Annotated in this window: 18 protein-coding genes and 1 pseudogene; 7 read left to right on the top strand and 12 right to left on the bottom strand. The window is 67.4% G+C overall.

Annotated elements, in window-relative coordinates:
* Both argC and P8R42_26915 read right to left on the bottom strand, forming a co-directional pair.
* Complete coding sequence (gene argC, locus P8R42_26920; protein ID MDG2308226.1) at nucleotides 1-960, bottom strand: N-acetyl-gamma-glutamyl-phosphate reductase; 960 nt, start codon at nucleotides 958-960, stop codon at nucleotides 1-3.
* Between the two features lie 156 nt (nucleotides 961-1,116).
* A pseudogene (locus tag P8R42_26915) lies at nucleotides 1,117-2,373 on the bottom strand (DUF763 domain-containing protein).
* A 158-nt stretch (nucleotides 2,374-2,531) separates the two neighbouring features.
* On the opposite strand from P8R42_26915, the gene P8R42_26910 reads away from it, so the two are divergent.
* A complete protein-coding gene (locus tag P8R42_26910) occupies nucleotides 2,532-3,383 on the top strand; it encodes a lysylphosphatidylglycerol synthase transmembrane domain-containing protein (protein ID MDG2308225.1) in 852 nt (283 codons plus the stop codon).
* Here the strand turns inward: P8R42_26910 and P8R42_26905 are convergent.
* Complete coding sequence (locus tag P8R42_26905) at nucleotides 3,373-4,560, bottom strand: transporter substrate-binding domain-containing protein (protein MDG2308224.1); 1,188 nt, start codon at nucleotides 4,558-4,560, stop codon at nucleotides 3,373-3,375. The two genes, P8R42_26910 and P8R42_26905, sit on opposite strands and share 11 nt — an antisense overlap.
* A 54-nt stretch (nucleotides 4,561-4,614) precedes the next feature.
* Between P8R42_26905 and thrH the strand changes: the two genes are divergently transcribed.
* Both thrH and P8R42_26895 read left to right on the top strand, forming a co-directional pair.
* Nucleotides 4,615-5,229 (top strand): bifunctional phosphoserine phosphatase/homoserine phosphotransferase ThrH, encoded by a 615-nt coding sequence (thrH, locus tag P8R42_26900; protein MDG2308223.1) that lies wholly within the window; start codon nucleotides 4,615-4,617, stop codon nucleotides 5,227-5,229.
* 56 nt (nucleotides 5,230-5,285) lie between these two features.
* Complete coding sequence (locus P8R42_26895) at nucleotides 5,286-5,750, top strand: M67 family metallopeptidase (protein ID MDG2308222.1); 465 nt, start codon at nucleotides 5,286-5,288, stop codon at nucleotides 5,748-5,750.
* Here the strand turns inward: P8R42_26895 and P8R42_26890 are convergent.
* Genes P8R42_26890 through P8R42_26855 form a run of 8 tightly spaced genes read right to left on the bottom strand, consistent with a single transcriptional unit; the run spans nucleotide 5,730 to nucleotide 13,013 of the window.
* The gene (locus P8R42_26890; protein ID MDG2308221.1) at nucleotides 5,730-6,743 is read right to left on the bottom strand and encodes a lysylphosphatidylglycerol synthase transmembrane domain-containing protein; all 1,014 of its coding nucleotides are present in this window, start codon (nucleotides 6,741-6,743) and stop codon (nucleotides 5,730-5,732) included. The genes P8R42_26895 and P8R42_26890 overlap by 21 nt on opposite strands.
* Nucleotides 6,740-9,265 (bottom strand): MMPL family transporter, encoded by a 2,526-nt coding sequence (locus tag P8R42_26885; protein ID MDG2308220.1) that lies wholly within the window; start codon nucleotides 9,263-9,265, stop codon nucleotides 6,740-6,742. The genes P8R42_26890 and P8R42_26885 overlap by 4 nt, the downstream gene beginning before the upstream one ends.
* Nucleotides 9,262-10,068 carry a hypothetical protein gene (locus tag P8R42_26880; protein MDG2308219.1) on the bottom strand — a complete coding sequence of 269 codons (807 nt, stop codon included), beginning with the start codon at nucleotides 10,066-10,068 and terminating at the stop codon, nucleotides 9,262-9,264. Before P8R42_26880 ends, P8R42_26885 begins: the two co-directional genes overlap by 4 nt.
* Nucleotides 10,069-10,096: 28 nt before the next feature.
* Nucleotides 10,097-10,351: a hypothetical protein gene (locus P8R42_26875; GenBank protein ID MDG2308218.1), complete on the bottom strand. Its 255-nt coding sequence runs from the start codon at nucleotides 10,349-10,351 to the stop codon at nucleotides 10,097-10,099.
* Nucleotides 10,352-10,675, bottom strand: a complete 324-nt coding sequence (locus tag P8R42_26870) for an outer membrane lipoprotein carrier protein LolA (GenBank protein MDG2308217.1) — start codon at nucleotides 10,673-10,675, stop codon at nucleotides 10,352-10,354.
* An 8-nt stretch (nucleotides 10,676-10,683) separates the two neighbouring features.
* The gene (locus tag P8R42_26865; GenBank protein ID MDG2308216.1) at nucleotides 10,684-10,953 is read right to left on the bottom strand and encodes a phosphopantetheine-binding protein; all 270 of its coding nucleotides are present in this window, start codon (nucleotides 10,951-10,953) and stop codon (nucleotides 10,684-10,686) included.
* Between the two features lie 52 nt (nucleotides 10,954-11,005).
* The gene (locus tag P8R42_26860) at nucleotides 11,006-12,025 is read right to left on the bottom strand and encodes an isocitrate/isopropylmalate dehydrogenase family protein (protein ID MDG2308215.1); all 1,020 of its coding nucleotides are present in this window, start codon (nucleotides 12,023-12,025) and stop codon (nucleotides 11,006-11,008) included.
* Between the two features lie 40 nt (nucleotides 12,026-12,065).
* Nucleotides 12,066-13,013, bottom strand: a complete 948-nt coding sequence (locus P8R42_26855; GenBank protein MDG2308214.1) for a ferritin-like domain-containing protein — start codon at nucleotides 13,011-13,013, stop codon at nucleotides 12,066-12,068.
* Between the two features lie 79 nt (nucleotides 13,014-13,092).
* Between P8R42_26855 and P8R42_26850 the strand changes: the two genes are divergently transcribed.
* Nucleotides 13,093-14,364 (top strand): NAD(P)/FAD-dependent oxidoreductase, encoded by a 1,272-nt coding sequence (locus P8R42_26850; protein MDG2308213.1) that lies wholly within the window; start codon nucleotides 13,093-13,095, stop codon nucleotides 14,362-14,364.
* A 17-nt stretch (nucleotides 14,365-14,381) separates the two neighbouring features.
* Here the strand turns inward: P8R42_26850 and P8R42_26845 are convergent, their stop codons facing one another.
* The gene (locus P8R42_26845; GenBank protein MDG2308212.1) at nucleotides 14,382-15,752 is read right to left on the bottom strand and encodes a class I adenylate-forming enzyme family protein; all 1,371 of its coding nucleotides are present in this window, start codon (nucleotides 15,750-15,752) and stop codon (nucleotides 14,382-14,384) included.
* A 77-nt stretch (nucleotides 15,753-15,829) separates the two neighbouring features.
* On the opposite strand from P8R42_26845, the gene P8R42_26840 reads away from it, so the two are divergent.
* From P8R42_26840 to P8R42_26830, 3 genes are read left to right on the top strand one after another with little or no spacing between them, the layout of a single operon-like run.
* On the top strand, nucleotides 15,830-16,570 hold the full coding sequence (locus P8R42_26840) for an SDR family NAD(P)-dependent oxidoreductase (GenBank protein MDG2308211.1): 741 nt from the start codon (nucleotides 15,830-15,832) through the stop codon (nucleotides 16,568-16,570).
* Nucleotides 16,571-16,573: 3 nt separating this feature from the next.
* Nucleotides 16,574-17,800: a beta-ketoacyl-[acyl-carrier-protein] synthase family protein gene (locus tag P8R42_26835; protein ID MDG2308210.1), complete on the top strand. Its 1,227-nt coding sequence runs from the start codon at nucleotides 16,574-16,576 to the stop codon at nucleotides 17,798-17,800.
* The gene (locus P8R42_26830) at nucleotides 17,797-19,002 is read left to right on the top strand and encodes a beta-ketoacyl synthase N-terminal-like domain-containing protein (GenBank protein ID MDG2308209.1); all 1,206 of its coding nucleotides are present in this window, start codon (nucleotides 17,797-17,799) and stop codon (nucleotides 19,000-19,002) included. Before P8R42_26835 ends, P8R42_26830 begins: the two co-directional genes overlap by 4 nt.

The following is a 19,002-nucleotide window of genomic DNA, read 5'->3' as shown; positions in this document are numbered from 1 at the left end:
TCAGGCGGTGAGGCCCGCGCCTTCGTCGAGGCCGAGCATCAAGTTGAGATTCTGAACCGCCGCGCCGGCCGCGCCCTTCCCCAGGTTGTCGAGCACACCGACCAGGAGAACATGCCCGTCGGGATGGGTGGCGACATGGAGGTCGACCCGGTTCGTGTCGTTGCACGCCTGCGGATCGAACGTGAACTCGTCCGACTCGAGAGGTTCTCGATACGCGCATACATTCACGAACTTCGAGCTCGCGTAGCAGTCGGCGAGCACCTCGTGAATGCGCTTCCCATCCGCACCCGGCGCGAGCGACGCCGCATGAAGGGAAGTACCCACTCGCATCCCACACCGAAATGGCCCGACCGACGGAAGAAAATGCGGTGGTGCCGACAGGTGCGAGTACTTCAGCAACTCCGGCGCATGTTTGTGCCGACGCTCCATCGCATACGGAGCTTCGTGCGAAAGCCCAACCAGCCGATTCGCCGGGTCCTCCCACTTCTCGACCATCGAGCGACCGCCGCCGCTGTACCCGGAGAGTCCGTGGATGGAGATCGCAGCATCGGCCGGAACGATCCCTTCGTCGACGAGCGGTCGAAGACTGAGGATCGGAGACGTCGGCCAACAACCCGGATTCGAAATGCGCCGACTTGCCGCGAGAGATGCGCGATGCTCCGCACTAATCTCCGGTAGTCCGTACACCCAACCGTCCGCCACACGATGAGCGGTGCTCGCGTCGACGACCCGGGTCGTGTCGTTCTCGATCAACGTGACCGCTTCGCGAGCGGCGGCGTCGGGGAGACACAGGATCACGAGATCTGCCCGATTCAACAACTCGCGGCGGGCGTCCGGGTCCTTGCGCTTCGACTCCTCTATCTGCAAGAGCTCGAGGTCGTCGCGCGGAGCAAGCCAATCGCGGATGCGGAGCCCCGTCGTTCCGACGTGCCCATCGATGAAGATCCGCGGTCGACTCATGCCCCATAGTCACCAAAGGCGACGCGCTCTCGCCACCCCCGCCCCGGCGAATTCTACGTTCGTCGCGACCAGAGAGCCGCCGCCCGGCGCTCAGAAACCTGGGAGCGTCTGCTGCCCCCTGGGCCGCCGGGGCTTCCGCTCGCCCCGATTGTCCCCGACGGCGCGGCCACCCAGCGAATGCGAACGCTTGCGCTCACGGGAAACGAACTCCTCGAAGCTGGGGCCTTCGGCACCCTTCTCGAGCCAACGCGCCTGGCGATCCAGGCGTTGAATGGCGGCAAGCCGGTCGTCGCCCGGAAGACGCTTTGCCGCCATAACGGCATCCTTCAGAACCCGGATCGTCTCGTCGTACACTCGAAGCGGAACCGGGAATGGGTGGCCATCCTTGCCGCCGAGCGCGAGCGAGAACCGCGCGGGATCGGTGAAGCGACACGGCGTCCCGTGGATCACCTCGGCCGCCATCGCGAGAGCCAGCACCGTGCGGGCACCGACCCCGGGCGTGAGCAGGAGGGAGGGGAAGTCCGGCGGGGCCGCTGTCTGCGCCGTCGCGATGGTCCCGCGCAGGCGGCGCAGTACGACGTCGGACGCGTTCACGTCGTGGCGCTTCGGCATCGTCAGGTGAAGACGCGGGCCGGGTTCCCATTCAGGTTGCGGGGTGATGGGCTCCATGGCGCCCGCATCCTGTTTCTCGACGTCCAGAGCGAGCTCTGGGCTCCAGTGCTGAACGGCCCTCGTCACGCGTTCCGGGTCATCGACGATCAACGCAAGCTGCGCGTCTCGGGCACGGCGAGCGCGCTCGTCGGCGAGATTCACGATGCGCCCCTTCGCCGCACCCTCGATGGCCGCGTGCGGATCTTCCACGAAGCTCTCGAGCCCCTCCGACAACCAGTGATACCGCCGCGCTTCCTTCCTGTCGGGGTTCATCCCCTGCTGCACGACCGCCCACTTCCCGTCATCTGCCACGACGAAGCTGTGGAGATACAGATCGAAGCCGTCCTGGACCGCTGCGCTATCGACCTTTGCCACGAGCTTGCTCGTGACGGCGAGGGCCGCGCCGTCTAGTCCGACGCGTTCGCCGACGTCGAAGAGCTCCTCAGGGGTCCGCCGCGAGTGCTTCCCGCGCCCACCGCAGACGTGAATTCCGAGTTCGCCGGACATGGGCGTGAGGCCGCGCTTGAGGGCTCCCATCACCGAGGTCGTGATCCCCGAGGAGTGCCAGTCCATTCCCATTACCGCGCCGAAGGACTGGAACCAGAACGGGTTGGCGAGGCGTCGCAGGAGCTCGTCTCGGCCGTAATGGTGGACGATCGCCTGCGAGATCACGCCGCCCAGGCGCGTCATCCGCTCTCCCAGCCACTGCGGCACCCGCCCCCCGTGCAGGGGCAGGTCCGCGCTTCCCATCGACCGCGCCACGCCGCAGGATACCTCCGGAGGGGGCGTCCGGTGCAACCCACGCGGAAGTTGCAACGAACGACCGCGGGGCGGTAGCTTCGCGGGCGCATGTCGCGGGAGCGGATCTCATAGCCAAGACGGCCCTGCGCGTTGCCGTCAGCGTCTCAGTCCTCGCGGTTCTGTTCTACCGCGTCGGGCTCGGCGACGTACTCGAGATCTGCCTCCGCGCGCGACCCGAGTACCTCGCGGCGGCGTTCGGGCTCTTCATCCTCGGGCAGATCGTGAGCGCGGTTCGCTGGCATGCCCTCGCCCGTGGCGTCGGATTCACCACGTCGATGATCGAATGCACCCGCATCTACTTCGTGGGGATGTTCTTCGGCCTCGCCGTTCCGAGCACTCTCGGGTCGGATGGCACGCGCACGCTCTACCTCGGTCGCGCAGAGCCGGGGCAGGCACGGGCCCTCTCCTCAGTGGTGTTCGATCGGTGGGTCGGACTCGTCACATTGGTCGGCGTTGCGGTGGCTGCTCTCCTTCTCGGGCCGAGCGGCGATCTGCCCGAAAGCGTCGTGATCGTCCTCATCGGACTTGGAGTCGCGCTGATCGCCGGGTGGGCGCTGGCCCCGATACTCTCGGGCCTCCTTCCGGAGGGCAATCGAATCCGGACCCTCGTGGAGGATGATCTCCTCCCGTACTTCCGCGACCCGGGGCTCTTGGCACGGGCGGTCGCTCTCTCGGTGATCGTCCACACGCTACAGATCGTGACGCAAAAGCTCCTCACCGACGCACTCGGACTCGCCGTGCCCCTGAGCTTCATCGCGATCTACCACCCCCTCGTCGTGCTCGCGACGGCGATCCCCATCACGATCGGGGGCTTCGGCCTCCGCGAAGCGGCGTACGCCTACCTGCTCCCTCACGCCGGCATCGCGACGGACGACGCCGTGGCATTGGCCCTTCTGTGGTGGGCCGTGGGCGCCCTCGGGGGGTTGTGCGGCGGCGTCCTCTACGCCATCGCGCCGCGCACTACGAAGTAGGTTGGCGCGCCGGCGCCGGAATCGCGCGCGCCGCACGAGCAATCGCGCGGAGGGATTCGTCGTCCAGGCCCGGTACACGCGCGTCGAGTCGAAGAGCCGCCACCAGGTCGTCTACCGAGGACTCGACCGGGGCCGCCCAGAGCAACGTCATCCGGATCGCGACGTCGATTCGATCGATGGCGGGTCGGATGTCCGAAGAGAGATCCGGCAGATCGGATGCGTTCATCGACACCGCGCCGGCGAGCACGGCCCGCTGCACGTTCTTCGCAGCTTCGATCTCGGCGCGCACGAAGCCCAGGTAGCTCGTCGGATCTAGACCAGCGCGGGTTGCCGCCGCCCGCGATTTTTCCTCGATCACTTCCTCTCGACCCGGCGCCTCAACCGGAAGTCCCTTCGCACGTTTCACCTCGGCGACGAGCGGCATCAGCATCAGTCGCTGCGCGATGTGATCGACCAACGCAGCGTCGTCGACGGGCAGCGTCGATCGCTGCGGATCGTCCATCCACACGTTGCGTTCGGTCTCGAGCCAGCGGTCTGCGGCCCGGGCTCCAATCCATTGGTTCAGATCGAGCGCGAGCTCCGGACGGGCCGGCGTCACCCAATAGGCCTTCCGGTCGCGGGCGAGCACCTCCTTCACCTCCGTATCGAACGCCTCGAAGCTCTTGACCTCGAGCGTGTCGGTGACGACTGCATGCACCCGTCTCCCTCCGAGAAGAGCGGGGAGGCTCTGGTTGTCGTCGACCGTGCGGATCGTCGCGTGACGGAACCTGGCGCGCGCCAGCTTCTCCAGGTGCCCACCCCGGTTCACCGCCACCACGACACCCTCCCGATCGATCTCCGCACCGGAGCGCCCATCGCGCACCAGCACGATCGCGTCCGCGCGGGCGACGGAACTCGTCATCGGGCCTCGGACCAGCCGGTCGCCGCGCACGGTGACCCCGCTCATCGCGACGTCGAACTTCCCGGAGAGCAACGCATCTTCGAGTTCCGGCCACGAAAACGGCACGACCTCGAGCGCCAAGCCCCGGTCGCGCGCATAGGCCCGCGCCACCGAGATGTCGAAGCCATGGCGGGTTCCGCCCTCTTCCTGCACGGAAAACGGTGGGTAGTCGCCACTTGTGCCGACGCGCAGCGTGCGGACCGAGCAAGCCGAGACGAGAAGGACGAGAAGACCCACCAGCAGGGCGCGCCATCGGTTGTCGGCGTACCGAGGCTCCGGTAGCGTCCGCGCATGATCGCATGCCTGGACCTCGAGGGAGTTCTCATCCCGGAAATCTGGATCAACGTGGCCGAGCGAACCGGAATCGAGGAGCTCCGCCGCACGACTCGGGACGAGCCCGACTACGACAATCTCATGCAGTACCGACTGGGGATTCTCGATGAGCACGGGATCTCCCTCGGTCAGATCCAGGAAGTGATCGATGGGATGGGCCCGCTGGAGGGCGCAGCCGATTTTCTCGATTGGCTCCGGGCGCGTGCTCAGGTGATCATCCTCTCCGATACCTTCTATCAGTTCGCGGCGCCGCTCATGCGGCAGCTCGGTCATCCGTGTCTGTTCTGTCACGCGCTCGAGGTCAACTCCGAAGATCGAATCACCGGCTATCAGCTGCGCATAGACGACGGAAAACGGCGTGCCGTCGAGTCGCTGCGCGCTCTCAACTTCCGCTGTGTCGCCTCAGGCGATTCGTACAACGACACCACGATGCTCGGCGTCGCAGATGCCGGGATCCTGTTCCGTCCCCCCGACAACGTCATCGCCGAGTTCCCCCAATACCCCGTCTGCCGGACCTACGACGAGTTGCGCACCGCCTTCACCGAGGCGAGTGGCGGCGAGATCCAGGGCTGAGCGACCGTCCGAGCGGCTTGACTTCCGACCGCGTAGAAGGCTGATCTACCCCCATCATGTATCATCTGGCCAAGAGCCTCTTCATCGAGGTCAAGAAGCACGCCCGTGAAGCCTTCCCTGAGGAGTGTTGCGGATTCATCCTTTATGACGTCGACAACGATGTCGAAATCGTTCGGCGCGTCGAAAACGTAGCGACCGCACGGCACAAAGCCGATCCCGAGACGTTCTCACGAGACGGGAGCGACGGCTACATCATGGACGAGAAGGAACTCCTCGCCGTGTCAGAGCAAGTCGACGCGCAGGACTTCGAACTCCGCTGCATCTACCACTCCCACCCGAACGGACGTGCCTACTTCTCGAAGGAGGACCAGGCTCGCGCCAAGATGTTCGACGAGCCGATCTACCCCGAAGCCGTCTACATCGTCGTGGGCGTCGACGACAATTCGATCACCGGAATGTCCGGACACCTCTGGAATGAAGAGCGCCTCGAATACGAGGAACTACGCGTCGTTCCGACCTGACGCGCGCCGCCGTAGCGCCGTCACGGCGAGATAGATTACCCCGGGCACGGTCCATCCGATGTCCCGGACCCGCGCCGCAGTCGCGGCGACGATCGCAAGTTTTGGATCGTCGTCAGCGAGACCAAAGACCACCGCCTGCGCTCCTTCGAGCGCCCCGAGAGAAGCGGGAATCGGAAGGGCATGCGCCAGGCCCACGCCGAGCAGTGCGCCGGCGAGGTCCGGCAGCGTCGGCCAGATTCCGAAGGCGATGAACAACACGCCGTACTCGGTCAGGATGATCGCGTTCAGCAGAAGCGATGCGCCGAGAGCTCCGGCGAGCATGCGCGGTCGGGCGAAGAGCAATTCCCGTAGGGCCTCGTCGGTTCGCTCAATCGCGTCCTCGGACGCGCCGAGACGATCGAGTACGCTCCTCATCCGCGCCGGCACGATCGAGCCTCCGCGTTTGAGCCGACGCACGAGGAGCCCCGTCGCGACGACGAAGGCGATCCCACTCACGACGACGACGATGAGGACCCGTGACGCAGTTTCCTGATCGCGCAGTGCGAACAGGGCGCAGTACGCCACCGCGAACACCAGATTCGCCACGAGCTCGAGCGAACGGTCCACCGCGACACTCGCGATGGCCGGGCCGCTCGGCACACCGTCGCGGGCGATCAGATACGCACGCAGGGGTTCCCCGCCCAACTTCGCACCCGGCGTCAACGTGCCGACCGCCAACCCGGCCACCCGAACGCCGATCAACCGAGGCAGCGGAACTTCGGCGCCGAGGCTGCGCAACAGCATCCGCCACCGCAGGGCGAAGCCGACGAAGATGACACCCTCGACGAAGAGCCAGACCGCCAACCACCCCGGTCGAACACCGGCCAGCGTATCCCAGACGTTCTCCGCACCAGCCCGTCGAATGAGCGCGAAGAGGGCGACGAGACCGAGGATCGCAAGCAGGCTTCGCCAGATCCGACTCCGCCGCTCGCGACGAAGCTCATCGTCGCTCACGAAGACACCACGGACGAATCCTCGCGGCTGCGTCGCAGCCAGGCGGGCGAGAGAAGCGCCGGAAGCAGAACGATGGTCGTCGCGAGACAGATGGCGAGGCTTACCGCGGCAAGCGTACCGAGTCCGGAAAGGGCGGGGTAACGCGAGAGCGCCAGGGCGCCGAACCCCGCGATCGTGGTCGCCGTGGTGATCGACAAAGCGCGGCCGCCGCGTGCGACCGCCTCCCCGACGTCACCGCTCTCCCGGTACCGCTCGACGAGATAGAGGCAATCGTCCAGCCCGATGCCGATGGTGAGCGGCAGCACGACGACGCTCACCGGGGTGAGCGGAATCCCGAAGAACCCGGCGAGCCCGAGGACACCCACGACGGATCCCACCGGGATCGCGAGGAGCGCGAGGGTGGGGGCGACACGGCGCTCGTGGGCGCCGATCAGAATCACGGTGCACGCGAGCACAAAGCCGAGAAAGCCCAACAACTCGCGGCGGGCGCTCCGGCCCAATTCTGCCTCCATCAGGGGACGACCGGTGACGATCAACGAAACCCCAGGCGGCAGCACGGTCTCGCGCACCAATCGATCGGCCACCCGCTCGAGGGCCGCCGCATCCGTAGGCGTGAACGACACCAGGATGGAGAGAGCCTCGTCGTCGCGCTCGAGTTGTCGCTCGATCAAGATCTCGAGTCCGGGGAGCACCTCGGAGGTGGGATCCGCGGGAGCCGGGACTTCTCGCAGCATCCGTATCGCACTGGCGAACATCTCGGTGCGAAAGCCCGCCGCATCGAGGGCCACCTCGAGACGATCGGCGGCAGCCTCGCGCGGTAGCGCCGCCCAAGCGTCCAGGCGCTCCCGCTGCGTCGTGCGCGACGGGAGGAGCGGCGCCAGGCTCGTCACGGACCGCACGTCGCCCGCCTCCTGCGCACCTCGAAGACTCTCCGTCACGATCTCCGCCACGCGCACTACGGAGTCGATCGCGTCGGGATCCCCGATGTTCCGTGTTTCGACCAGAACCGAACCGTGGGGGTCCGTGAAGCCGAACTCGCGCTGAATTTCCTTCTCCACCGAGCGCGCGCGCGACTCTGCCGGACGAAGGTGGAACAGATCCGTGTCGATCGACGCATGCCTCGCAGAGACGGCCGAAAGTGCGAACAGGACTCCGACCACCGGCACGCTGACCCGGCGATGCCGTGCGACCCAGACGGCCACGGCGGCCAGCCACGTCGCGCGCGTCGGGGCGCGCACCCGCGCAAGCCGTCCGCGCCTCTCGAACCAGAGAAGGAGGGCCGCCATCACGACGAACGTGCCCGGCACGTTGAGCAGCAGGCCAATCGCGGTGAGCCAGCCGAGCTGGGCCACGCCCTCCAAGCTAGAGAACCCGACAGCCCCGAAGGCGATCGCCGTCGTCGCCGTCGCGAGCAACGTCGGTGGAAGAAGCGCATCGATCGTAGCCGAGAGCGCCTGCTCCGGATCCTCGCAGGCAACCCGCTCTTCGAGGAAGCGCGTATAGAAGTGGATGGCGGCGTCGATCCCGAGGCCGTAGAAGATCGCCGCGAATGCGAGAGAGATGAGGTTCAGCTTGCCGAGCAGCACGATGCCGAGCGCCAGCGTGAGCAACGTCGTGAGACTCAGGTGATAGGTGACGAAGGGAAGGATCCGGAGATCCCGATAGCCCGCGTAGAACACAGCGAGCACACCGACCAACGCAAGGAAGATGTAGAGCGAGATGTCGCGATGCAGCAGCGCCGCGTCTTCGCGGGCGTGTGCGAATGCGCCCGTATAGTCGACGGTGACGGCGGAGGCGTTCCCGAAACGGTCTCGAGCGACGCGCTCGGCCGCCTCGAGAGAGAGCGCCAGTTGCTCCACGTCCTGTAGGTCGTAGCCCGCCTCAAACGGCCGGATCAGGAGCAGCAGCTTCCTGCCATCCGTCGACGTGAGCGACTCGGCGCCGGGGGCGAGCGCGCGATCGGGGCGGGAGGCCGCCAAGGCTTCCGCAAGAACGACTGCGAGTCCGAGGGGGTCCGAAACGAGCGCCGAGCGGAGTCCGATCGCGCCGGGAACCGAGAGTGCGCTACGCATGCCGACGACGGCCGCATCGACGTTCTCGGGTGAAAGTCGACGTTCGAGTTCGCCGCGGCGGGAGGCGGGCATCAAGCGCGGCAGAGCCCCCTCGCCCAAGGCGCGCAGGAACGCCTCGCGATCGACGCGCGCGCGCACGTCGGCGATCTCCGGTCGCTCCTCGAGGGCGGCTGCAAACTCGGTCCCGAAGGTGCGCGCCGTCGCCGGGTCCGGAGCCCGCACCAGCGCGATCACCAGATCCTGCGCCCCGAAGCGTTCGACGAAGCGCTGATAGTCGGCAAAGCGTTCCGCACCGCGGGGCAGCATCGACACCAACCCGACGTCGAACTCCAGTCGAAAGAGGGAGAGCACGCCGAGCAGCGCCAGGACCACCGAGCCGACCAGCACCACACCGGCGCGCGCCCCGAGCCACCGCACGTAGGTCAGGGTGCGCGGTGCAGGCTCGCTCACGAGCCGTCCTCGCCCGCGGCCGGCAGCGCGAACAAGGCATCGTCGAGAGCGACGTTCTCCTCTTGCTTCAGGATGCGAACCGTCGCGCGCCAGCCCCGCGCCCGCGACGCCATCTCGATTCGCGCCGGGAGCAGCCCTGCGAGACTGCAATCACGCTCGAGGTAGCGCACCTCGACGACGTCCGGATCGTCTCCGGCCGTGCGGACCAGACGCTCCTCATCGACTCCGAGGGGGCCGACACGAACGTCACGAGCCGTCGCGTGCGCGGAGTGGGGATCGAGCCGAAGCCACCCCGGCTCGGCCGCGAGCGCCGTCGGGAGCGTCGAGCAGCGCGGACGCCAGAGAGACCACAGTGCGAGCGAAAACTCCGCCTCGGGCTCGGAGAGATTCTCACCCGGTTCGAGCTCCACCATGATGGGCGCACCCGACAGCGGCCGGCGGATGAAACCGCGCACCGAGCCGCGATCACCGACCCAGAGTGCGTCATGCACCGTCATTCCCGCGAGTCCGAACAACTTGACTCGAACGGCATCCGGCCGCCGGACCAGCAGAATTCCGTCGGTGCTGCGCACCTCTCCATCGACGACGACGGTCGCGCGAAAACGCGCCTGCAGAGTCTCGATGGCCCGATCTTCGCGGCACACCCGCTCGATCTCACTCCCCACGACCTCGGGGCACGGGGCGGTCGGCTTCACCCCCGTCCAAGGTCGCTGCGGCACACACCCCAGCAGCCCGACGAGTCCCCCGAAAACGAGGATGCGCACGGCAACCCACACGCCGATCACGGTGTCACCGACGTCCACCGATCGCCAGTCGACCGCGCGCGCAGGCTCAGCGAAGGATCTCGATCTCGCTTCGGTCGCCGCCGGCCTCGCGGAGAACGACCTTCCGCGGCATTCCCGACTCCGGATCGAGCGCGAGATCGATCCCGTCGAGCGCGCGGGCAAGGTTCACGTCCTTCGGCGTGAGCTGGAAGGCGCCCACCCCCTCTGCGGCGACCACCTCGAACGCAGCGGAGATCTCCTGTGCACTCGCCCCGAAGATGCCGGAGAATCCACCCGGGAGTGAGGCAAACGGTCCCAGCATCTAGGCCGGCACTTCTTGCAGCTGGTCCGGGGGCCCGACGCGGAGAACACCGCCGCGGGTATCAACCACCAGAGGCTCCGGCTCGACGACTTCCCAGCGTAGACCGTCGGGCAGCTCGAACCGCACGGTTCCACGCGACACGAGCGGCCCTCGCAAGAGCGCGATGTGCTTTGTCTGGCGAAACCTTGCGTCGAGGGCTTGCCCCGTGCGCTTGCCGAGGATCGCCGCCAACTGCTGCGCCGGAGAGTCCTGCGCGTGCGCGGGCAGGAGGGCGAGTGCTCCGAGAACAACGGCGAGTAGCGTCGCCCCGCAGAGCCGAGCCACGAGTGCGGTCAGCTGGCCGCGGCGCGGCGCTCGAGCTCGATGAAGTCGGTGAGGGCGTCGATCGACGCGAAAGCGACGCGAGCCACCTCCTCGTCGGGAATGGCAACCTCGAACTCTTCTTCGATCAACACGACGAATTCGAGTGCGTCGATCGAGTCCAGGCCGAGGCCCTCGCCGAAGATCCCCTCGGAATTCACGATACTCTCGGGCTCGATCTCTAGGCGCAGCCCTTCGACCAGAATCTCCTTGGCGCGTTTCGCGATTTCAGCTCTCGTCATGGTTCGACCGGCTGCGGTTTTACCCGCGCGCGGACCTCGAAACAACCACGCTCTACAGGCGCTCGAGGAGGGCGGCCGTGAACTCCTTGGTGCCGAGCCCTCCGCCGATATCCCGAGTCTGCGCGCCGGCTCCGAGCGCCTGGTCGTACGCCGTCTTGATCCGAGCCGCGCTCTCTCGACACGCCTCGTCGGAGCGGGTTTCCGCGAGATGGTTCAGCATCATGACGGCAGACATCAGGAGTGCGAGCGGGTTCGCGAGACCCTTGCCGGCGATGTCCGGAGCCGACCCGTGGACGGCCTCGAACACGGCGCGCTCGTTTCCGAGGTTCGCGCCGGGAACGACGCCGAGGCCCCCGACGAGTCCCGCGCAGAGATCGCTCACGACGTCGCCGTAGAGGTTCTCCATGAGGAGCACGTCGAATTGCGTCGGGTCCTGCACCATCTTCATGCAGCCGGCGTCGATGATGACGGACTCGTACTCGATCTCGCTGAAGTCGGATTCGTGGACGTTCTTCGCCGAGCGCAGAAACAGACCATCGGTCATCTTCATGATGTTGGCCTTGTGGAAGACCGTGACCTTCTTCCGCCCACGGCTTCGAGCGTAGTGGAACGCCCAGCGAGCAATCCGAATGCACGCCGCGTCGGTCGCCACCTTGAGGCTCGTGACGACGCCCTGTGTGATCTCGTTCTCGACACCGCTGTAAAGCCCTTCGGTGTTCTCGCGAACGACCACGAGGTCGACATCCGAGTAACGACTCCCGACACCCGGCAGGTTCCGCACCGGCCGAACCGCCGCGTAGAGGTCCAGCGCCTTGCGTAGCTTCACGTTCACCGACGCGAAGCCCTCTCCCACGGGCGTCGTACACGGGCCTTTCAGACCCACGCCCGTGCGTCGGATCGCGTCCAACGTCGACTCAGGCAGCACCTCACCGCAGTCGTCGAGCGCAGCAATGCCGGCGAGATGAATCGCCCAAGTAATGGGCGCTGCCGCTTTATCGAGCACGGCGCAGACGGCTTCGGCAACTTCGGGTCCGATGCCATCACCGGGAATGAGTACGACCTCGTGAGCCATGGGAAGACGTTAGCTTGCGAGCGCGCGATCTACGATGCGCTCAACCAAGTTGTCGTTCGACCATGCTCGCGCTCGCGGTCTGCCGCGAGATGAATTCGCGCTTGTCGATGTCGAGCCGGTCTCCGAAAATGCTCTCGAGAATCTGCCATTGCTCGCGCACGGTGCGCGCGATGATGGGCACCGAGAACCCGTGCCGCAGCACCTTCTCTGTTGCCTGCAGATAGTTGACCGAGCCGGTTCCCTGGTGCCGCTGCGCGTTGCGGTCCGGTGGCTCGTCGATCCCCAGCATCACGCGTAGCGCCGCGAGAGCCCGCCCCACGTAGGCGTCCTCCGCCTGTGCGCGCTTCTTGAAGTACGCGACGAACCACTGCTGGTGGCGCCGTTCGTCGAGCGAGATGCGATGCAGAAGCTCCTTCAGAACCGGCTCGTCGGCGGCCTTCGAGAGCTGCTGGTACAGATGGATGTTCAGCGTTTCACCCAGCAGGTTCACGAGCGTCACCCAATGCTCGTCGTGGTACTCGTCGGGGTCGAAATCCTTCTGCTTCCGCACCACGTTCGCTTCGGTGTGCTCGGCCGACATGGCGTGGCCGACGTGACGGCAATAGTGACGCACCACGTGGAAGTGCTTGGACTCTTCGCCCACCTGATACGTCGCCCACGCGGCGAACTCGGCATCGAAGAGCATGACCGAGAGTTGGTTCACGACGATCGTCGGAGCATTCCCTGCGACGATCGCGATCTCACCGATGCAGTCGACGATCTTGTGATCGGCTTCCGTCAACGTCGCTGGATCGACGCCTTCGATCTCTCGGCGCACGTCGGACATCTTCCACCGGTGGGCCTCCGCCAGATCGATGAACTGATCGTACAGAACCCAGTCGTCTTCGGCGTCCACCGGCGCGTTCGGAAGACGCCACGTGAACGGTTCCGGCCGCGGGGCTTCGGCCGCCTGCCTGCTGTCCTCGGCCATGTGCGGGAAACCAATCACGACGACTCTGAAAAGGGAAGAATGAACGACAGGCGCCCGGTTCCAATGTGGCGCCGAGGTCGGTAGGGCTCTGGGAGCCATGCGAACGTGTGACGTGCTGGTGATCGGAGGCGGCCCGGCCGGGTCGACGGCCGGACACCTCTTGGCGCGAGCCGGCCGAGACGTGATCGTGTTGGAGCGCGAGCGCTTCCCCCGGTTCCACATCGGCGAATCCCTGCTGCCGGCCAGCATGCCGCTGCTCGAACGCCTCGGGGTACGCGCCGAAGTGGAGGCCTCCGGGAGCGTGCCCAAATTCGGCGCACGCGTGCTGACGGCCACCGGCACCCCGTCCGTCCGAATCCGGTTCGACGAAGGCCTCGTCCCCTCGGCTCCCAGTGCGTTCCAGGTCGTGCGGGCAACGTTCGACGACATTCTCCTGCGTGCCTGTGCGAGCGCCGGCGCCGAAGTAAGGCAGGAACACGAGGTCGCGCGAGCCGAGCGGACGGATCATGGGTGGTCCGTTCACGCGCGAACCGCGGACCGAGAGCACGAGTTCCGGGCGAAGCACCTCGTAGACGCGAGTGGCCGGGATACCTTCCTCGCGCGAGCGCGCGGTACGAAGGTGATGGCCCCCGGCCACCAGCGAGCAGCCATCTACGCGCACTTCGAGGGCGTCCCCCGGGTCTCGGGCGCAGAGTCCGGCGACATCTTGCTGGCGGTGCGAACCGATGGCTGGCTCTGGTTGATTCCGCTCGCCGACGGGCGGACGAGCATCGGACTCGTCGTGCAAGGCGACGCACTTCGCCGGTTCGAAAGAACACCCGAAGAAGCGTTCGAATACGCCCTGCGCCACACACCGGCCCTCGCGGAAAAGACACGCGACGCCGAACGCGTCTCGCCCATCCACGTGACGAGCAACTACTCCTACCGGAGCGGTACGGCGGCGCGCGACGGCGCAGTCCTGATCGGCGATGCCCTGGGCTTTCTCGACCCCGTCTTCTCGACGGGCGTCTTCCTGGCCCTGCAGGGCGGGGAGTCCGCCGCCGCCGCACTCGACCACAGTCTCGCGCGACCCACCGCCGCCGATGCGATCCTGGCGGAGTGGGCTGCCCGGCAAGCGAAAGCGAACCTCTACTACTGGCGGCTAATCGACTCCTTCTACACACCGGAGTTCATCGACCTGCTGCTCCAACCGTCCGGCGCGGCGATCTTCCGGAGCCTCGTACCCGCGCTGAACAGCGTGTTTGCCGGGATGGGGCCAGGCACTCTCGGCCTTCGCGCGCGTGTGTGGCTCTTCGAGACGCTCCAGTACCTGCATCGCCGATTCGATCTCCAGCCGCGGCTCGTGATCGGATCTGTTTTCGATAATTGACTATCTCGTACGCCGCACTAGAGCCGGCGGCGATCGAGTTTGCCCCGCTCGTTCCGCGGGACCTCGTCGCGAATCTCGATCGAGCGCGGGACCTTGTACGACGGCAATACGCGTTCGCACCCACGCGCGATCGTGGCCCGGTCGATCCCGTCTCCCGCCGCGACGATCGCTCGCAGGCCTTCACTAACGTCGGACCGAGCGTACGGAACGACGGCGGCATCCAGGACACCCGGAAGGCCCCGCAGGACGCGCTCGACTTCTATCGGGTAGACCTTGTGGCCGTGGATCTTCACGAACTGACCGACCCGCCCGATGAGATGCAGCCGACCTTCTTCATCAAGACGACCGAGGTCCGAAGCGAGAAGCCGGCCAGCCGAGATCTCGGGACTCGCCGTAGGAAGCGTCCCGAGCGCGACGGAGCCACTTCGAACGGAGATCCTCCCCACGCCGTCCTCGCCGTCGAGCAAGTCGATCGAAACGCCGTCGAGCGGTCGACCCACGCAGCCGTCGGGCACCTCCCGGTCGGCCTCCCGGTCAAAAGCGATACCGCCGCACTCCGTGGCGCCGTAGAACGTGCGGGGTCGCAGATGAAAGCGCTTCGCGAAATTCTCGCGCGTCGTCGCGGGAAGCGGCGCTCCCGCGGAGATCACGAGCCGAAGCGAGCCGAGCGGGGCCTCGCCACCGGCAGGCGACCGAGACAGAACATCGAGGAGGAGCGGCACCGACGGCCACACCGTGACGCCGGTCTCGCGCACGACCGAGAAGAGGCGCCGCGGCACGAGATCCGAAACCAGCACGGCGGGAGTCCCCTGCATGACGAGTGTGCCGAGGACGTTGTCGAAAGCATAGCTGTGCGCGAGCGGCACCGTCACCAGGTTTCGATCCCCGGCCCTGATCCCCATCGTGGAGCAGATCTGGGAGACTCCGAGCTCGAGCGCGGGTCCGGCGACCGCGACGGCCCGCGGCTCCCCCGTGGTGCCCGATGTGAGCTTCAGGACGGCCGCTTCGGTCGGGAGGGCGATCTCGGCGCGCACGCCCGGGATGGCATGACGCTCGAGCCCCCGCCCGCGCAGCAGCATCCCGATGCCGAGCGACCGCGCGAGCGTCTCGATCTCGGCGACATCGCGCTCGCGATCGATGGGCAGAGGCACGAGATTCTCACGCCAGGCGGCGAGGACCGCCGCAATCAGCTCCGGAGCGTTCTCGGACTGCACGGCCACGACACCGGCCTCCGACGCCGCGGCCCGGACCGACCCGGCCACCTGATCCACCAGTGCCGCCAGCCCATCACGGGTGAATCGACGGCCCGCGTCGACGTCCAGGACGGCCTCGGCGGCCGGCGACTCCCGGCGGCGGTCTTCGAAGTGTCGGTAGAGAGCCTCAGCCATTCGCCGCCCAGTTGCTCCCGCGGCACGCTTTCGCGAGGATGTTGCCCGTACCCTGAACGTCGGGGACGTGAGTCGTCATGGATCTCGAGCTGTCCGGGAAAAGAGCCCTCATCACCGGTGCGAGCCGGGGAATCGGCCTGGCCACGGCGAAACGTCTCGCCGCGGAAGGCGTGCGCGTCGCGCTCAATGCGGGCCACTCCCGCGAGGGACTCGAGGCCGCCAAGGCCGAGGTAGACGGCGCGCTCGCGTGCTTCGCCGACGTCTCGGACCCGAAGGCCGTGGACGAGATGTTCCGAACGCTCAAGAAGGAAATGGGCGGCATCGACATCCTGGTAAACAACGCAGCGGTCGCGCGAGACTCCCTCGTCATGATGCTGCAACCGAGCGCCTGGCGCGAGGTCCTCGACGTGAGCCTCGACGGCGCCTTCTACTGTGCACGGGCCGGGCTCCGATCGATGATCGGTAGCCGATGGGGTCGGATCGTCAACGTGGTCTCCCCCGCGGCCTTCCTCGGAAAGCCGGGTGCGGCGAACTACGCGGCCGCAAAGGGTGCTCTCCTCGCTCTCACGAAGACACTCGCCGCCGAGTCCGCCCGCCACGGGATCACCGCGAACGCCGTCTGCCCCGGCTGGGTCGAGACCGAAATGGTGTCCGGGCTGAACGACGAGGCGCGCGCGGCCGAGTCGGCTCGAATCCCGACGGGTCGCTTCGCCGCACCGGACGAGATCGCCGATGCCATCCTGTTTCTCGCCTCCGAACGAGCCCGCTACGTGACCGGTACCACGCTGGTAGTCGACGGCGGTCTCACCATGCGCTGAGACATGCCCACCGAGCCACAGCGTCGCGTGGTCATCACCGGCATGGGAGCCATCACGTCCGCCGGGCTCGGCACCGCCGCGCTCGAGCAGGCCCTGCGCGGCAACACCCATCGCTTCCGCGACGTGACTCTCTTCTCGACCGAGGGGCTGCGGGTTCATATCGCGGGGGAGGTCGAGGAGATTCCGGACTCCGCCCTCGCGGGCGCGGCGGCACGTCGGCGCAGTTCGCGATCCGATCGTCTGGCCCTGTTCGCCGTCGAACATGCACTCGACAGCAGCGGCCTCGACCTGTCTTCCGAGGACCGGGAACGGATCGGGACGTCGATCGGAACTTCGACCGGCGGGATGCTCGAGACCGAGGCCTATTACGACACACGGCGACTCGGGACTCCGGCCGGCCGTCTCCGGCCCCAGCTCCTGTCGTCGACGGTCGGTGCGCCGACGGGCATGATCGCGTCCTCCGTCGGAGCGTTCGGACCCCGCCTCGGACCGTCGACCGCCTGCTCGAGCAGCGCGATCTCGCTCGCCATGGGACTCGCCTGGATCCGCTCGGGCGCGGCGGACGTGGTGATCGCCGGCGGCACCGACGCTCTGTGCCGCATGACGTACTCGGGATTCCACGCCCTGAAAGCTCTCGCGCCGGAACCGTGCCGGCCCTTCGATCGCGACCGGCAGGGGCTCACTCTCGGCGAGGGCGCTGCCGCCGTGGTCCTCGAAGCGGAGGACCACGCGAACGAGCGGGGCGCGCCGGTCCTCGCGCGGCTGCTCGGCGCCGGGCTTTCGTGCGATGCCAACCATCCGACGGCACCTCACCAAGAAGGCCTCGGTGCGAGTCAGGCGCTGCAGACCGCCCTCTCCGACGCCGGGGTCCCGCCGGCGGAGATCGAGTACGTGAACGCTCACGGCACCGGGACGCCCCAAAACGATGCGTGCGAAGCACGCGCTCTGCGCACCGTGTTCGGAGCGCGAGCGTCGGCGCTTCCCGTGTCGTCGACGAAAGGCCTGTTCGGGCACCTGCTCGGAGCCGCGGGCGCGGTCGAAGCCATCGCCACAGTGCTCGCCATGAACGGGGGCTTCGTCCCGCCTACGATCGGGCTCACGAATCCCGATCCCGAGTGCACCGTCGACCTGATCCAGGGCGCCCCGCGCGACCTCGCGTTCCGACGTGCGGCCTCCAACTCCTACGGCTTCGGCGGCAACAACTGCAGCTTGATCCTGGAGCGGCCGTGAACGGCGCCATCGTGGTGACGGGTCTCGGCTTCGTGTGCCCTCTGGGCACCGGCAAGAGCGCCGTGTGGGATGCGTGGCAGAAGGACGAGGCTGGCGTCCGCACCCTCGCCGAAGACGACCCCCGCCTCGCCCGCGGGGTCGACCCGGTCGCCCTGCCCGCTGTGGGACGTGCGGGGTTCGTGCGGGGCTTTCAACCGAAGGAACACATCCAGTCGTCTCACCTGCGCCGGATGGACTGGTGCTCCCGCATGATCGGGGCCTCCGCGACGCAGGCGGTCACCGATGCCGCACTCCCGCTCGAATCCGAACACGACCAGGTCCGCACGGCGCTCGTCATCGGGTCGTGCTTGGGGAACCAGCGCGAGACGCAGAAGTACATGGAACGGGTGCTGCAGCACGGACCGGGCGCCGGGCAGCCGATCCTGTTTCCGAACCTGGTGCTCAACGCGGCCGGCGGTTACGCCGCAATCGAGCAGACGATCCGAGGGCCGAATCTGAGCGTTTCGGAACACGAAGCCTCGGGCGAGATCGCCGTCGCGACTGCGGTCGATCTTCTCCGGGCCGGCATGTGCGACCGGGTCGTCGTGGGCGGAGCGGACGAGTTCGGGTCGGTCTATCTCGGGGCGCTTCGTGAGCGTCGCCTGCTCGACGGGGCGAGTTCGGCCGTGGCCGCGCGAGAAGACGCCGTCCGGGGTCGGATCGTACCCGGCGAAGGCGCAGCCGCGGTCGTCCTCGAGTACGAAGACGCTGCCCGGGCCCGTGGGCGCGCTCCGTACGCCGCGGTCGGCGTGGCGCGAAGCGGGGCCATCGCGGCCGGACCCTACGCCGCACCGGAACCCCAGGCAGCCGCCGCGCGGCTCACCCGGATGCTCGAAACACGCGGCCAGTCGTCCCCCCCGGTTTCGGCCGTGCTCGGCGGCGCCAACGGATCCCCGCCGCGGGACGAGCTCGATCGCTGCCTACTCTCCGCGTTGGAGCGCACGCAGCCGACACCGCCGACCTACAGGCGCCTCGACGGGCTGGTCGGAGACTGGCCCTCACGGGGCATGCTCTCGGTCGCCCTGGCGTCCCTCGCCGTCGGGCACGGCTCTCTTCCCGGCGCGCTGGCCGACTCGGGCGCCCCCTCGCGCATCCTGATCCCCGGCAGCGGGCGCAGTGGCGTCCTCGTGCCTGTCGCGATTGACGTGTTGGCTTCGCCCTGA

The sequence above is a fragment of the Candidatus Binatia bacterium genome (genome assembly GCA_029243485.1).
In the GTDB taxonomy this organism is placed as follows: domain Bacteria; phylum Desulfobacterota; class Binatia; order UBA12015; family UBA12015; genus VGTG01.
Note: the sequence above shows the minus strand (reverse complement) of the source record. Positions and strands in the feature narration are given on the sequence as shown.

Coding starts and splice junctions, on each gene's coding strand:
- argC (MDG2308226.1), bottom strand. CDS start 960: ATGAGTCGACCGCGGATCTTCATCGATGGGCACGTCGGAACGACGGGG.
- thrH (MDG2308223.1), top strand. CDS start 4,615: ATGATCGCATGCCTGGACCTCGAGGGAGTTCTCATCCCGGAAATCTGG.
- P8R42_26895 (MDG2308222.1), top strand. CDS start 5,286: ATGTATCATCTGGCCAAGAGCCTCTTCATCGAGGTCAAGAAGCACGCC.
- P8R42_26875 (MDG2308218.1), bottom strand. CDS start 10,351: ATGCTGGGACCGTTTGCCTCACTCCCGGGTGGATTCTCCGGCATCTTC.
- P8R42_26865 (MDG2308216.1), bottom strand. CDS start 10,953: ATGACGAGAGCTGAAATCGCGAAACGCGCCAAGGAGATTCTGGTCGAA.
- P8R42_26860 (MDG2308215.1), bottom strand. CDS start 12,025: ATGGCTCACGAGGTCGTACTCATTCCCGGTGATGGCATCGGACCCGAA.
- P8R42_26850 (MDG2308213.1), top strand. CDS start 13,093: ATGCGAACGTGTGACGTGCTGGTGATCGGAGGCGGCCCGGCCGGGTCG.
- P8R42_26845 (MDG2308212.1), bottom strand. CDS start 15,752: ATGGCTGAGGCTCTCTACCGACACTTCGAAGACCGCCGCCGGGAGTCG.
- P8R42_26840 (MDG2308211.1), top strand. CDS start 15,830: ATGGATCTCGAGCTGTCCGGGAAAAGAGCCCTCATCACCGGTGCGAGC.
- P8R42_26835 (MDG2308210.1), top strand. CDS start 16,574: ATGCCCACCGAGCCACAGCGTCGCGTGGTCATCACCGGCATGGGAGCC.